The following is a 13,666-nucleotide window of genomic DNA, read 5'->3' on the forward strand; positions in this document are numbered from 1 at the left end:
AGGCGCGGGGAGGGGACCTCAACCGGTCTGCGCGGCAAGCTCCTTGGCGGCCTCGGTGAGGTCCTTCGCGGTGTCGATGGCGCGCCAGTACGCGCCCTGCGGCAGCGGGAAGCCCGCCAGGCTCTTCTCGCGGGCCAGGCGCGGGAACGTGGTGCGCTCGTGGTCGCCGCGGTCCGGCAGGAGCGCGGCGAAGGACGAGGAGAAGACGTACACGCCCGCGTTGATCAGGTACGGGGACGGCGGGGACTCGATGAAGTCCGTGATGTGGCCGAACGCGTCCGTCTCGACGGCGCCCCACGGGATGCGGGGGCGGGCCAGGGCGAGGGTCGCGGTGGCGTCGCGCTCGGCGTGGAAGGCCGCCATGTCGCGCAGCGAGAAGCGGGTCCAGATGTCGCCGTTCGTCGCGTACCAGGGGCGGTCCGCGTGCGGGAGGTGGCGGGCGGCGTACTTCAGACCGCCGCCGCGGCCCAGGGGTTCGTTCTCGACCACCGTGGTGACGTTCAGGGGGAGGTCGGCCGACTCCAGCCATTCCTGGAGCACTTCGGCGAGATGGCCGCAGGAGACGACCGCGTCCGTCACGCCCTCGGCCGCCAGCCAGGAAAGCTGATGGCCGATGATCGGGGTCCCCGTTCCAGGGATCTCGACCATCGGCTTGGGCCGGTCATCGGTGTACGGACGGAGGCGCGAGCCCTGGCCACCGGCCAGGACGACGGCCTGCGTGGGCCTGTGAGCGTGAGGGTCGCCGGTCATGCCGGAACCCTACGTGCCGGCCGGATCAGCCGTTCTGGTGGGCGGCGGCGACGCCCGTCGCGAAGGACGTGTCACAGACCGGGCGGGCATACGACTGGGCGCGTGTCGGGCCGTACGCCCGGACGGCCGCGCGGCCCAGGGCACGGGCGACGGAGACGCAGTGCTTGGCGAGCGACGGGTGGCGGTTCACTTCCTGCTGGAGGTGGGTGAGCGCGACGCCCGGGTTCTTCTCCTGGAGCTCCAGGAGAAGCCGGTCGCGCAGGAGGTCCTGCGGTGCGCGGGACTTGGCCGGTACGGAAAGATCATCGGCGGATGCGGTGAGCATCGAATCCGAGGAGTTCCCGGACCAGTTGACGCTGGTGACCGCGAGGGTCCCGGAGAGCACCAGCATCACGGGCAGGACGAGGGCGAGCGTGCGGCCGATGCGTCGGGCGGGGCCTCGGTGGGCTCGGCGCGGCTTCTGGGTGTAGTTGGCGGAGTGCGTCACGCGAGTGAGCGTAGCGGTCGGTGATGATTTGGCGACATTTAGTCACTCGGTCGAGCGACGGAGATTCAGGTTTTTCTGGAGCAAAGTTGACGGGCGCCGAGCGAAATGACCGGTCTGCCGGGGTATTTGTCGACAACGTGGGCGAACGCGTAGGGCCCCGCACCGAGGTGCGGGGCCCTGCCCGTTCGCTGGTGGGGCGGGTCGTCAGTCGGAGAGGCGCTCGCCCGTCGACGTCGAGAACACGTGGATCTCGCCCGGACGCGGCACGACGTGCAGCTGCGTGCCCTTCTCCGGGACCCGGCGGCCGTTCACGCGGACCACGAGGTCCTTGTGCTCGCCGCCGACCTCCGCGGAGCCGTAGACGTACCCGTCGGCGCCGAGCTCCTCGACGACGTTCACGGAGACGGCGAGGCCCGCCGGGGCGTCCTCGGTCTCCTTCGAGAGGGACTTCGCGGTGCTGCCGTCCTGCTCGACGATGTCGAAGTGCTCCGGGCGGACGCCGACCGTGACCGTGCGGTCGCCCTTGTCGGCCGCGGCGGACAGCGCATCGCGGTTGACCGGCACCACGGAGTTGCCGAACTTCACGCCGCCGTCGGTGATCGGGACCTCGACGAGGTTCATCGCGGGGGAGCCGATGAAGCCGGCGACGAAGAGGTTGGCCGGGCGGTCGTACATGTTGCGCGGCGAGTCGACCTGCTGGAGCAGACCGTCCTTCAGTACGGCCACCCGGTCGCCCATGGTCATGGCCTCGACCTGGTCGTGGGTGACGTACACGGTGGTGATGCCGAGGCGCCGCTGGAGGCTGGCGATCTGCGTACGCGTCGAGACACGCAGCTTGGCGTCGAGGTTCGACAGCGGCTCGTCCATGAGGAAGACCTGCGGCTCACGCACGATGGCGCGTCCCATGGCCACACGCTGGCGCTGACCGCCGGAGAGCGCCTTGGGCTTGCGGGCCAGGTAGTCCGTGAGGTCGAGGATCTTCGCCGCGTCCTCGACCTTCTGGCGGATCTCGGCCTTGTTGATGCCCGCGATCTTCAGGGCGAAGCCCATGTTGTCGGCGACCGTCATGTGCGGGTAGAGCGCGTAGTTCTGGAACACCATGGCGATGTCCCGGTCCTTGGGCGGCAGGTGCGTGACGTCGCGGTCACCGATGCGGATGGCGCCGGCGTTCACGTCCTCCAGGCCCGCGAGCATGCGCAGGGAGGTGGACTTTCCGCAGCCGGAGGGACCGACGAGGACGAGGAACTCGCCGTCCGCGACGTCGAGCTGCAGCTGGTCGACGGCGGGCTTGTCGCCACCCGGGTAGATGCGGGTCGCCTTGTCGAACGAAACAGTGGCCATGGTGAGGGCCCCCTTCACCGGCAGGAACGTGCCGGACGATCCGTTGTAAAGAGAGGAGTGGTGTAGTCCACCTGAGTGAACTGCTCGTGACCGTACCCCGGGGGTCATCGGTCTGTCAGTAGTCGGGGGACGGTGACCTTCGAGGACATTTTTGAACTTGGCAGAGCGGTTGCCTTTTGATCCGTGCCTTGAGCGAGGCAGAGCAACGCACTTTTGAACACCGCCCTGAGCGTGAGGAGGAAGAGCTACCCACTTTTGACCTCACCTCAAGGCTTCCTGCTTCACGGCCCACCGCCGACGGACAACGGGCTACCCCGTCATCACGCACGGTCTTACACGAACTCCACAGGCATTCCGGCCGACGGCCCGTCGGTCCGTACCGCACCAGCCGCACCTACGCGGCCAGCAGACACTCCTCCAGCTCCGACGCCTTGATCACCGTCGGTGCCTTCCGGCCCGGCGGCAGCGTCGCAGCCACCACCCAGTACAACCGCATCCCCTCATCCCGCAGGTTCACCGCTGCGTTCACATCCCGGTCATGAACCACACCGCACTCGGCACACGTCCACTCCCGGACCGAGAGATCCAGCTTCGGCCCCTTCACATGACACGCCGAACAGCGGCGCGTAGAAGGGAAGAAGCGGTCCACGACCACCAGCGTCCGGCCGTACCACTCGCACTTGTAACGCAGCTGCCGCAACAGCTCTCCCCACCCCGCATCGATGATCGCCTGATTCAGCTTCGCCTTGCGCCGCCTGCCCTTGCCACGCGCCGGACGCAGCAGGGTCGCGATGGACAGGTCCTCCACCACGAGCACTTGGTTCTCGCGCACGAGGCGGGTGGTGAGCTGATCCAGCATGTCTCTGCGTACATCGCCGATGAGCGCGTACAGGCGGGCGATCTGCCGTCTGGCCTTCTCCCGGTTCTTCGAACCCCTCACCTTCCGGTGCAACTCACGCTGCGCCTTCGCCAACCTCTCCGCGTACCGCCGCAACAACCGCGGATGCTCCAGCTTCGTCCCGTCGTCGAGCGTGACGAGCGAGGCAATCCCGAGGTCCAGACCCACGGCCTTCGGCTCCTGTGAACCGGGAAGAAACGCGGAGGGAAGAGACGCGATCACTTCTTCTACAAGCAGGGAGAGGAAGTACCGCCCGGCCCGGTCCCGCGTCACCGACAACCGCACCGGAAGCGTCTGCGCAGGCAGCGCACGCGACCACCGCACATCCAACGGAGTCGTCTGCTTGGCCAGCGTGACCGAGCCGGTACCGGGCCGCTCGACATCCTCCACCCAGCGAAACCCCGTCCGGACGTACGTCGCCGCATCCTGCGCGCGGTGCTTCCTCTTCCGCCGCGGATATCTCGCCCCACCCTTGAAGAACCGCGTGAACGCATGATCCAGATGCCGCAACGACTGCTGTAGCACCGTCGACGACACCTCCTGCAACCACGACGTCCCCTCTGCATGCCGCCAACCCGTCAGCGCCCGGCACGTCTCCGCGAAACCGACAGTCACCCGGTGCCGGTCCCAGGCCCCGGAACGCAGGGCAAGACCCTCGTTGTAGACCCAACGGCAGGCGCCGAACGTCTTCTCCAACTGTGCGGCCTGAGCTTCCGTTGGATAGCAGCGGAACCGGTAGACGCGCTGCTGGGTTCCGGGCTCTTTGGCGCGGCTCTTCATGGGAGACGCAGGGCGGGCACGGTGCTTGCGGGGGTCGGCGATGCCCAGCGCCTCGTGCTTGACGCGCTTGGCCTCCGAGCCGGTCACCGCCTTGGGCTTCTCCGTCGCGTCCTCCATGCACCCCTCCCCGGGTCCCACAGTCCGATAGTCGGAACAGCACTTCAGTCCGTTCAACGAACGGGTGCCCGGGTGGTTACGCGTGGATCTGGATAGTGGGTGGCTGAGCAACTCCGTGGCTGGGGCGAACAGGCTCTGTGTAAGGTGGAGCAGCCTCGTGTACGGCGTTGTCGTGCGCGGTGCCGCCTTAGCTCAGTTGGTAGAGCGCCGCCCTTGTAATGCGTAGGTCGTCGGTTCGATTCCGACAGGCGGCTCGACGAAGAAGCCCAGGTCAAGAGGATCTTGACCTGGGCTTCTTCGTGTCCGAAGTGCTCCCGCCCGACCAGTAGTCCCCGCCTCCCCCCTCCGGCACACTTGCCTTCTGGGGCGGTTTGCAAGGGGGCGGGCGATATGGATGGTCGTTCGGGTGGGCTGATCGGGGAGTGGGCCGAGGCGCAGCGCCAGCGGCAGCGTCAGCGGGAGGCGCGGCTTCGGTTGGAGTGGGAGCGGGAGCGTGATGCGGCGCGTGAGCAGCGTGCGCGTGAGCGGGATATGGCGCGGATGCAGCGTGGGCGTCAGGCGGAGTATCGCCGGTGGCGTGAGGCGGAGGCTTTGCGGCTGACGGATGAGCTGGAGTCCCGGGTTGAGGTGTTGTCGGGGTTTTTGGCGGCTGGGTGTGCGGCTCCTGCGTTTCGGGCTTCTTCGTTGCTGCGTGTGGAGCCGGCTGGAGGTGCGCGGGGTGGGGAGGTGCGTGCGCACAACGGGCGGGTGGTCGAGATGATCGCTGCGTTACGGGAGGGGGATCCGGCGACGGTTGTGGAGTATTTTTCGGCGGCTTTGTATGCGTCGGGTGTGTGGCCTGATGGGTTTCCGCGTCAGGTGGTGGCTTCTTTTGATCCGACGGTGCGGCAGTTGGTTCTGAATTGGCAGTTGCCGCCGTACGGTGTGGTGCCGGAGGCTCGATTGGTTCGGTATTTCGTCGGTTCGGATCAAGAGCGGGAGATTCCGAGGCCGATGGGGCAGCGGAGATCCTTGTATAGGAGTGTGCTTGCGCAGTGCGTGTTGCTTGCGCTGCGTGATCTCTTCGCTGCCGATGAGTTCGGGGTTCTTGCTTCGGTTGCGTTGAATGGTTTTGTGGATGATTTTGATCCGGCCACGGGATTACGTGCGGAGGTCTTCTTGGCCACGGTGATGGTTGAGGCTGAGGTGTTCGCTCGGTTGCGGTTGGAGTCGGTGGGGCCGGTGGACTGTCTTGTTGACGGGTTGCGTGGGCAGTTGGCGGTGCGGCCTGATCAGCGGACGGCGGTGCGTCCGGTGAGGTTTCCCGATCAGGTGGGTTCTGGTGTGGTGTCGCGTGGGGGTGAGGGGGAGCCGGATTTGTTGGCCATGGATCCGGTGGAGTTTGAGGGGCTGGTCGCGGAATTGTTTCGGGTGCGTGGGATGCAGGCCGTCACGACGCAGCGTTCCCATGACGGGGGTGTGGACGTGGACGCGGTGGATCCCGATCCGATCAGGGGCGGGAAAATCGTCGTGCAGGTGAAGCGATATCGCAATACGGTTCCGCCGAGCGCCGTGCGGGAGCTATTCGGCACTGTTCAGGCGGCGGGTGCGAATAAGGGGGTGCTGGTAACGACGTCGGGTTTTGGCCCTGGTTCGTATACGTTCGCTAGTGGGAAGCCGTTGTCGCTGGTGGCGGGTCCGGAGTTGGTTGATCTGTTGCATCGGTGTGGGTTGCGTGGCCGATTGGGAGGGGAGGCCGGGGTGGCGTTTCCGCAGCGGGTGGGGGTTGCGGAGGAGCCGGACGCCGAGAGTGGCGAGTACAACGTGGTGGGCATGTCGTGGGCGGGGAGCGTGCCGCTGGATGTGTGTGCGTTGGTGTGCGTGGGGGGCCGTGTGCTCAGCGACAGCCATTTCGTCTTCTTCAACAATGTTGAAACGCCCGATGGTTCGGTGCGGATGCTGGGTGATTTCGCTGGGGATCGGGCGGCGATCCGGGTGGCGTTCGACGAGTTGCCGGAGGAAGCCGATCGTCTGGTGTTGGTGGCTGCGGTGGATCCTGAGGCCGATCCGCAGGCTGATCTTGATGGATTTACCGGTGCTGGTATTCGTCTGCGGGACGCGGAGGGTGTGGAGCTGGATCAGCTTCCTGTGTCGGATGGCAGGCCTGGTGAGACTGCGCTGGTGCTGGGTTCGTTCAGGCGGCGATCGAGTGGTGACTGGAATTTCGTGGTGGGTGGTAAGGGGTACGCGGGTGGGTTGGAGGCGCTGGTCAGGGAGTTCGGGATCGACGTCGACTAGTGGGCGAGAGGCCGAAGGCCCCGCTCACTCTTCTGGTGGGCGGGGCCTTCGCGCTTGGTGAGGGTGCGTCAGTGGCGCCCCGACAAGCGGTCCGCGAGGCGGGCCAGGCGGGGGGCCGTGGCGGTCGGTGTGGTCAGTTCGTGGCGGTCGGCGCTTCGGTACGTCGCGTACATGCCCTGGACGCCGATCCAGCGGAACGGTTCTGGTTCCCACTTGCGGACCTTGTGGTTGACCCAGGGGAGGGTGGTGAGGTCCGTGGGGCCTGCCTGGCCCGAGTCCTGTTGGACCAGGTCGCGCAGGGTGCGGGCCGCGAGGTTGGCGGTGGCCACGCCCGAGCCGACGTAGCCGCCCGCCCAGCCGAGGCCCGTCGCGCGGTCCAGGGTGACCGTGGCGCACCAGTCGCGGGGGACGCCGAGTACGCCGGACCAGGCGTGGGCCACCTCGACTCCGGCCAGTTGGGGGAAGAAGCGGGTCAGGATGTCGCGCAGGGCCTCGATCGTGGCCGGTTGGGTGCGGCCGTTGTTGTCCGTGCGCGAGCCGTAGCGGTACGGGACTCCTCTGCCGCCCAGTGCGATGCGGCCGTCCGCGGTGCGCTGGGCGTACATGTACGCATGCGCCATGTCGCCGAGCGTCTCGCGGCCCTCCCAGCCGATCGACTCCCATTGGGTGGGAGTCAGGGGCGCCGTCGCGATCATTGAGGAGTTCATGGGGAGCCACGTGCGGCGCTGGCCCTTGAGCGATGCCGTGAAGCCCTCTGTGCAGCGCAGGATGTAGGGGGCGCGGACCGTGCCGTACGGGGTGATGGCGTGCTTCGGCTTGATCTCCGTGACGGGCGTTGATTCGTGGATCGTCACGCCGAGTGCCTCTACCGCCGTCGCCAGGCCCTTCACCAGTTTCACCGGGTGCAGGCGTGCGCCGTGCGGGGTCCAGGTGGAGCCGACGGCGCCGGAGACGCGCACCCGGTCGGCCGTCTCCCGGGCGCCGTGCAGGGTGCGGTCCTTCTCGCCGTACGCGAGCTCCGTGGCGTGGAACTCCTTCAGGCGCGCCAACTGGGCCGGGGTGTACGCCACTTCGAGTACGCCGCCGTGGTGGATGTCCGCGTCGATCCCTTCGGCCTTCGCCGTCTCGATCACCTCGGTGACCGTGTCGTTCATCGCCTCCTGGAGGCGGACCGCCGCGTCCCTGCCGTGCAGGCGGGCGTAGCGGTCGCGGCCCGCGATGCCGTTGTAGAGCCAGCCGCCGTTGCGGCCCGAGGCTCCGTAGCCGCAGAACTTCTGCTCCAGGACGGTGATGCGGAGGAAGGGGGCGGCCTTCTTCAGGTAGTAGGCGGTCCACAGGCCCGTGTAGCCGCCGCCGACTATGCAGACGTCGGCACTCTCGTCGCCCGGCAGGGGTTCGCGGGGGGCCGGGGTGCCGTGGTCCGCGTACCAGTACGAGATGCCGCCGTTGATCGTGCTGCTCATGTGCGGGACGTTACTGCGCTGGTGGGGGCTTTGGGGAGGGGTGCGGGGAGGGCGTTCCGATACGTTGATCCGGCACGTGGCGATGTCGAAGCGTCAGGTGCCGAGATCCTGGAGGACTGTTCAAATGGCCGTACGCAAGGCCGGGCGCATCGTCGCCGCGGTGGCAGCCACCGCACTCGTCGCCGGGGGCGCAGCCGCCTGCGGGCCCGAGGACCTCACGGGCGGGAGCGACGACAAGGGCTCGGCCTCGGCCTCGGCCTCGGAGTCCGCGTCCACCGGCGGTCCCGAGGCGAAGCAGCCGCCTGCCGGTACCGACGCGCTCGCGCGGACGCCCGCCACGGTCAAGGGCGGTGTGATCACGGTCGGCGACCCGAAGGCCGGGCACACGGTCAAGCTGTACGAGGACGCGCGCTGCCCGATCTGCAAGAAGTTCGAGGCGACGGGTGCGCAGGCCCTGGTGAAGCCGGTGGCCGAGGGCAAGGTGAAGGTCGAGTACACGCTCGCCTCGTTCCTCGACAACAACCTCGGCGGCAGCGGCTCGGTGAACGCGGCGAACGCGCTGCGGGCCTCGGTGGAGGCGGGCAAGTTCCCGCAGTTCCACGCCGCGGTCTTCGCCAACCAGCCCGAGACCGAGACGGAGGACGCCTTCACGCCCGCCTTCCTGCTGAAGATCGCCGACAAGGTGGACGGGCTGCGGGGCGCCGAGTTCGACAAGGCGGTGCAGAAGGGCACGTACAAGAAGTGGGTCGGTGAGGCCATGCAGGCCTTCACCGATGACGGCATGCAGGGCACGCCGACCGTCGTGATCGACGGGAAGAAGGCGGGGAGTGATGCGCTCTTCGATCAGGACGCGTTCGCCAAGGAGCTCAAGGCCTCGGGGATCTGAGGGGTTCAGGGCTTCTGGGATCTCCTGAGCTTCCAGCTCTCTGGTGCCGGGCGTACGGCGCTTCGGGTCAGCGGGTAGCAGGCCAGGCCGATCAGGACCGATGTGAAGTGGCCGAGGTCGGTGAAGGTCCTGCCGGTGATCAGCGGAGTGCCGTACACGGCGAGGACGATGAGGAGGTACGCGTATCTCCAGGGGCTCGGCACCCAGTAGGTGAGGACCGCGATCACTCCCGCGAGGGCGTAACTCACGCCGACGTCGAGGGTGTTGACGGAAGATGTCGGGGCCGCGCCGTGGCGGATCGCGAGCGCGAGGACGCCCTCGCTGATGAGCGTGGCCATGACGTGCGCGCCCGCGGCCACCGCGAGCCAGCGGGCCGTGCCGAGCCAGCGTTCGGCGGTGGAGTGGAAGACGGTGTAGAGCACGGCGTACGACAGCCAGGTGCCGCCGTCGATCCAGAACGCGCTGGCGACCAGGACCCGGACGGGGTTCTTCGTCAGCTCGTGGATGTTCGTGGAGCGCTGGAGAAGGAACTCCTTCTCGAACTCCGGCGACATGTGGTGCATCGCGACGGTCGTGACGAAGAGGGCCGCGAGCCAGATGTACGTTCCCGGGGCGCTGCGGAGGTAGGCGCGGACGGCTTGCGTGGCGGACCTGGTGCGCTTTGCGGCTCTTGTGGTTTTTGCTCCCCTAGTGGTCTTTACGCCCCTTGTGTCGCGAATAATCCCCATGCGGCGATTCACCCACGCCGGTAGCGTCGCGCGCGTGATCGACATTCGTATTCCGGACGGGCTGATCGAGTCGCAGTACGAGTACGCGGGGGAGCCGGGCCGTGCCTTCATCGCGGCGCTGCCCGCGCGCGTGGCGGAGTTCGTCGAGCGGTGGGAGCTGACCGTCGACGGGCCCTCGATGCACGGCATGGCCGCGCTCGTGCTGCCGGTGGTGCGGTCGGACGGCACCCCTGCCGCGGTCAAGTTCCAGCTCCTCGACGAGGAGAGCGAGGGGGAGCCGGTCGGGCTTCGGGTGTGGGGCGGCGACGGGGCGGTGCGGTTGCTGGATCACGACGCGGGCACGGGCACGATGCTGCTCGAACGTCTCGACTCCGGGCGGATGTTGTCGACGGTGGAGGACACCCACCAGGCGGTCCTGATCATCGCCGAGCTGCTCGCCCGGCTCACCTCCGTTCCCGCGCCCGCGGGCATGCGGCGGCTCGGGGACATCGCGGGGGAGATGCTCGATGATCTGCCGGAGGCCCTGAAGGCGATCCCGGATCCGGTCGAGCGGGCGCTCGTGGAGCGGTGCGGGGGCGCGGTGCGCGAGGTGATCGGGGAGCCCGGTGACCGGCTGCTGCACTGGGACCTGCACTTCGAGAACGTCCTGGCGGCCGAGCGCGAGCCGTGGCTCGCCATCGACCCGAAGCCGTTGGCCGGGGACCCCGGGTTCGACCTCTGGCCCGCGCTCAACAACCGTTTCGACACGGACGACGTGCTGTGGCGGTTCGACGCGATGAGCGAGGTGCTCGGGCTCGACCGGGAGCGGGCCCGTGCGTGGACGCTGGGGCGGGTGCTGCAGAACGCCCTGTGGGAGATCGAGGACGGGCGGGCGCTGGACGCGGAGGATCTGGAGGTCGCGCGGCGGTTGTTGGGGGTGGGGTGAAATTCGGTGGGGGGAACGGGGGATGGGGGGATGGGGGGAGGAGGTGTCGGGGTGCGGTGCGGGGCCGTCGTACCCTGCGGCCATGATTCGTACCGCCACGCCTGCCGACGTCCCCGTCATCCACGCCATGGTCCGCGACCTCGCCGAGTACGAGAAGGCCCTCGACGAGGCCAGGGCCACCGAGGAGCAGCTGCGTGAGGCGCTCTTCGGCGAGCGTCCTGCCGCGTTCGCACACATCGCGGAGGACGACGCATCGGGAGCTGTCGTCGGGTTCTCGCTGTGGTTCCTGAACTTCTCCACGTGGCGCGGAGTGCACGGGATCTACCTGGAGGACCTGTACGTACGGCCCGAGGCGCGCGGCGGCGGGCACGGCAAGGCGCTGCTGACCGAGCTCGCGCGGATCTGTGTGGAGCGGGGTTACGAGCGCCTTGAGTGGTCCGTGCTCGACTGGAACGAGCCGTCGATCAACTTCTACCGGTCGCTGGGTGCGCTGCCGCAGGACGAGTGGACCGTGTACCGGCTGACCGATGGGGCGTTGGCCGGGCTCGGGGCTGTCTGAGAGGCGGCACTGGCAGCGCTAGGGGATGAGTACCACCTTGCCCGTGGTGCGGCGGTTCTCCAGGTCGGCGTGGGCGGCTGCCGCCTGTGCTAGGGGGTAGCGCTGGACCGCCGGGGTGAAGTGGCCCTTCGCCGCTTCGGTGAGCGCCGCGAGTTCCAGGGTGCGGATGGGGTTGGCGTCACCCCTGCCGCCGCCCGCCTTTCGCATCATCGCCGGGCCGAGCACGTTGGTCTGGGTGATGCCGCGGGCCGCCAGTTGCTCGTCGGTGAACGTCAGGGGTTCGCCGTCGTGCGGGCCCTTGCCCGACCAGCCGAAGACGAGGTGCGTGCCGCCCGTGGCGAGGAGGTCCACGGCGGCGCGGCCCGGCTCGCCGCCCACTCCGTCGAAGACGACGGTGGCGCCGGGTACGCCGGTGCCGCCGAGCTTCGAGAGATACGTGCGGACCTCGTCCGGCCAGTCCGGGTCGGTGTAGTCGACGGCGAGGTCGGCGCCGTTCGCGGTGACCTGGGCCGTCTTCTCCGGGCCGCCCGCCAGGCCGATCACCGTGGCGCCCGCGTGCTTGGCGTACTGGACCAGGAGCGTGCCGATGCCGCCCGCCGCCGCGGGGATGACGGCCACGGAGTCTTGGGTCAGCTCGGCGAACTGCAGGATTCCCATCGTCGTACGGCCCGTTCCGATCAGGGCCACGGCCTCCGTGTCGTCCATGCCGTCGGGAATCTCGTGCAGGCGGGAGGCCTCCGTGACGACTAGTTCGGCGTAGCCGCCGGGGGCGCTGCCGGGGGCGAAGCCGATGTGGGCGACCACGCGCCGGCCGAGCCGGCTCGCGTCGACTCCCTCGCCGACGGCGTCGACCGTTCCTGCCACCTCGCGGCCCGGGATCGTGGGGAGTTCGGGAAGTTCGGGGAGGGGGCCCTTGATTCCGGCGCGGATCGCGGTGTCCAGGAGGTGCACGCCTGCCGCGGTCACCGCGATGCGGACCTGGCCGGGGGCCGGTGCCGGGTCCGGGACCTCCTCGTACGTGAGGTGTTCGGCGGGGCCGAAGGTGTGCAGGCGGATGGCGCGCATGGGGCTTGCTCCTTGGCTTGGGGGCCTCTTTGGGGGGGCGAGGCTGTGGCTGTTCCGTGAGTGTCAGCCTCTTACCTCAAGCGGACTTGAGGTCAAGCCTTGTGGAGGTCAGTGCGAGCGTCACCGCCTCCAGCGCGCTGTTGAAGGAGACCTCGGAGAGCAGGCCGGGCGCCGCGACCTGGTCGCCGGCCAGGTAGATGCCGTCGCCGCGGTCGATCGCGGGGCGGTCGCGCCAGGTGGTGCCGGGCAGATCCACCGCGCCGGTGCGGCCGTTGGACACGGAGTCGCGGCGCCAGATCAGGCGTTCGCGCCAGCCGGGGAATCCGAGGTCGAGCAGGTGGTCGGCGCGGGCCGCGCCGTCCGACTTGGATTCCGTGGCGGAGAGCGGGATCTGACCCTGGATCAGTTCCTGCCCCGCGGGGGCGAGGCTGCGGTCCTGGGTGGTGAACCGCTCGATCCAGCCGGTGCCGTCCAGGTCGGAGAGGGCGAAGAGGTCGCCCTTGCGGGAGGTGAGGGCCACGTCCACGAGGGTGGTGCGGGCGCTTTCCCACTGGAGGCTGTCGTCCTGGAGGAGTTGGCGGGCCGCGGGGAGGGAGGTGGCGACGACGACAGGGCCCTTGGCGGAGAGTGCGGCGAGGGTGTCGGCGGTGTTGGCGGTGCTGACGTTGTCGACGCGGGACAGGGTCTCCACGCGTACGCCCAGGTTCCAGGCGAATGTCGCCATGCGGTCGATGACCGAGGCCCAGCCGCCGCGCGGGTAGTGCGCCTCCGGTGGGAGCTTCGTGGCGCGGCGCAGGCGCTCCTGCACGAACCTGGCGGAGAGGGAGCCGGGGTCGTGGTGGAACGTCGCCACGGCGATGTAGTGGGCGGCGGCGCGCGCGCCTTCCTCGCCGACCTCGCCGGTCGCCCAGCTCATGAAGTCCGCGTCCATGGGCGCCTGTTCGGGCTTGCGGCGCAGGAGCTTCAGCATCGCGAGAGGTGGGGTGCGGCGGAGCCTGCCCTGGTGGTGGAGGCGGAGGCGGGTGCCTTCGACGGGCGGGAGGGGGGCGAGGGGGCCGATGAGGTCGCGCTGCTTGAGCCAGGTCCAGTGGGGGCCGCCGTTGTAGAGGGCGTGCGGGCCTTCGTTCGTGCGGTACACGCCTTCGGCGGTGCGGGCCCGGCCGCCGAGGGTGTGGTGGGACTCGTGGAGGGTGACGCGGGCGCCGGATTCCGCGGCGGTGATGGCCGCGGTGAGGCCGGCCAGGCCGCCGCCGATGACGGTGAGGCGGGTGGGGGTGCGGGTGGAGTTGTTGCGGGTGGGAGGCATGGGGTGGGCTCCTGTCGTGGGCCGGTGTGGTGCCGTTGGCTGCTCTCACTCGGTACGACGGATGGGGGTGGCCGGGATGTGACA

Annotated in this window: 12 protein-coding genes and 1 tRNA gene; 5 read left to right on the plus strand and 8 right to left on the minus strand. The window is 68.9% G+C overall.

The window, feature by feature from the left end:
- Window positions 1–18: 18 nt before the first annotated feature.
- From AB0E78_RS14535 to AB0E78_RS14550, 4 genes are all read right to left on the minus strand, one after another.
- A complete protein-coding gene (locus AB0E78_RS14535) occupies window positions 19–750 on the minus strand; it encodes a nucleotidyltransferase family protein (protein WP_361832000.1) in 732 nt (243 codons plus the stop codon).
- Window positions 751–775: 25 nt separating this feature from the next.
- Entirely contained in the window at window positions 776–1,237 is a 462-nt protein-coding gene (locus tag AB0E78_RS14540; protein ID WP_361832002.1) for a hypothetical protein, read from the minus strand.
- A 204-nt stretch (window positions 1,238–1,441) separates the two neighbouring features.
- Complete coding sequence (gene ugpC, locus AB0E78_RS14545; protein ID WP_361832004.1) at window positions 1,442–2,578, minus strand: sn-glycerol-3-phosphate ABC transporter ATP-binding protein UgpC; 1,137 nt, start codon at window positions 2,576–2,578, stop codon at window positions 1,442–1,444.
- 394 nt (window positions 2,579–2,972) lie between these two features.
- Window positions 2,973–4,373, minus strand: coding sequence for an RNA-guided endonuclease TnpB family protein (locus AB0E78_RS14550; protein WP_361832006.1), 1,401 nt, complete (start codon window positions 4,371–4,373; stop codon window positions 2,973–2,975).
- A 181-nt stretch (window positions 4,374–4,554) separates the two neighbouring features.
- On the opposite strand from AB0E78_RS14550, the gene AB0E78_RS14555 reads away from it, so the two are divergent.
- Window positions 4,555–4,627 (plus strand) — tRNA-Thr (locus AB0E78_RS14555).
- 136 nt (window positions 4,628–4,763) lie between these two features.
- A complete protein-coding gene (locus AB0E78_RS14560; protein ID WP_361832007.1) occupies window positions 4,764–6,650 on the plus strand; it encodes a restriction endonuclease in 1,887 nt (628 codons plus the stop codon).
- 68 nt (window positions 6,651–6,718) lie between these two features.
- Here AB0E78_RS14560 and AB0E78_RS14565 read toward each other — a convergent pair whose 3' ends face one another.
- Complete coding sequence (locus AB0E78_RS14565) at window positions 6,719–8,113, minus strand: FAD-dependent oxidoreductase (protein WP_361832008.1); 1,395 nt, start codon at window positions 8,111–8,113, stop codon at window positions 6,719–6,721.
- 124 nt (window positions 8,114–8,237) lie between these two features.
- Here AB0E78_RS14565 and AB0E78_RS14570 point away from each other — a divergent pair, with 124 nt between their 5' ends.
- On the plus strand, window positions 8,238–8,999 hold the full coding sequence (locus tag AB0E78_RS14570) for a thioredoxin domain-containing protein (protein WP_361832010.1): 762 nt from the start codon (window positions 8,238–8,240) through the stop codon (window positions 8,997–8,999).
- 5 nt (window positions 9,000–9,004) lie between these two features.
- Here AB0E78_RS14570 and AB0E78_RS14575 read toward each other — a convergent pair whose 3' ends face one another.
- Window positions 9,005–9,772, minus strand: a complete 768-nt coding sequence (locus AB0E78_RS14575; protein ID WP_361832012.1) for a rhomboid-like protein — start codon at window positions 9,770–9,772, stop codon at window positions 9,005–9,007.
- On the opposite strand from AB0E78_RS14575, the gene AB0E78_RS14580 reads away from it, so the two are divergent.
- Together AB0E78_RS14580 and AB0E78_RS14585 are read left to right on the plus strand one after the other, a co-directional pair.
- Entirely contained in the window at window positions 9,726–10,652 is a 927-nt protein-coding gene (locus tag AB0E78_RS14580) for an aminoglycoside phosphotransferase family protein (protein ID WP_361832014.1), read from the plus strand. The two genes, AB0E78_RS14575 and AB0E78_RS14580, sit on opposite strands and share 47 nt — an antisense overlap.
- Before the next feature lie 82 nt (window positions 10,653–10,734).
- Window positions 10,735–11,211, plus strand: coding sequence for a GNAT family N-acetyltransferase (locus AB0E78_RS14585; RefSeq protein ID WP_361832016.1), 477 nt, complete (start codon window positions 10,735–10,737; stop codon window positions 11,209–11,211).
- An 18-nt stretch (window positions 11,212–11,229) separates the two neighbouring features.
- Here the strand turns inward: AB0E78_RS14585 and AB0E78_RS14590 are convergent, their stop codons facing one another.
- Complete coding sequence (locus tag AB0E78_RS14590) at window positions 11,230–12,276, minus strand: zinc-binding dehydrogenase (RefSeq protein WP_361832018.1); 1,047 nt, start codon at window positions 12,274–12,276, stop codon at window positions 11,230–11,232.
- Window positions 12,277–12,352: 76 nt separating this feature from the next.
- A complete protein-coding gene (locus tag AB0E78_RS14595; protein WP_361832020.1) occupies window positions 12,353–13,582 on the minus strand; it encodes an FAD-dependent oxidoreductase in 1,230 nt (409 codons plus the stop codon).
- Window positions 13,583–13,666 lie beyond the last annotated feature (84 nt).

Origin of the sequence: Streptomyces sp. NPDC032198, assembly GCF_040636975.1 — a bacterium.
Lineage (GTDB): Bacteria > Actinomycetota > Actinomycetes > Streptomycetales > Streptomycetaceae > Streptomyces.

Coding starts and splice junctions, on each gene's coding strand:
- AB0E78_RS14535 (WP_361832000.1), bottom strand. CDS start 750: ATGACCGGCGACCCTCACGCTCACAGGCCCACGCAGGCCGTCGTCCTG.
- ugpC (WP_361832004.1), bottom strand. CDS start 2,578: ATGGCCACTGTTTCGTTCGACAAGGCGACCCGCATCTACCCGGGTGGC.
- AB0E78_RS14550 (WP_361832006.1), bottom strand. CDS start 4,373: ATGGAGGACGCGACGGAGAAGCCCAAGGCGGTGACCGGCTCGGAGGCC.
- AB0E78_RS14560 (WP_361832007.1), top strand. CDS start 4,764: ATGGATGGTCGTTCGGGTGGGCTGATCGGGGAGTGGGCCGAGGCGCAG.
- AB0E78_RS14565 (WP_361832008.1), bottom strand. CDS start 8,113: ATGAGCAGCACGATCAACGGCGGCATCTCGTACTGGTACGCGGACCAC.
- AB0E78_RS14570 (WP_361832010.1), top strand. CDS start 8,238: ATGGCCGTACGCAAGGCCGGGCGCATCGTCGCCGCGGTGGCAGCCACC.
- AB0E78_RS14580 (WP_361832014.1), top strand. CDS start 9,726: ATGCGGCGATTCACCCACGCCGGTAGCGTCGCGCGCGTGATCGACATT.
- AB0E78_RS14575 (WP_361832012.1), bottom strand. CDS start 9,772: ATGTCGATCACGCGCGCGACGCTACCGGCGTGGGTGAATCGCCGCATG.
- AB0E78_RS14585 (WP_361832016.1), top strand. CDS start 10,735: ATGATTCGTACCGCCACGCCTGCCGACGTCCCCGTCATCCACGCCATG.
- AB0E78_RS14590 (WP_361832018.1), bottom strand. CDS start 12,276: ATGCGCGCCATCCGCCTGCACACCTTCGGCCCCGCCGAACACCTCACG.
- AB0E78_RS14595 (WP_361832020.1), bottom strand. CDS start 13,582: ATGCCTCCCACCCGCAACAACTCCACCCGCACCCCCACCCGCCTCACC.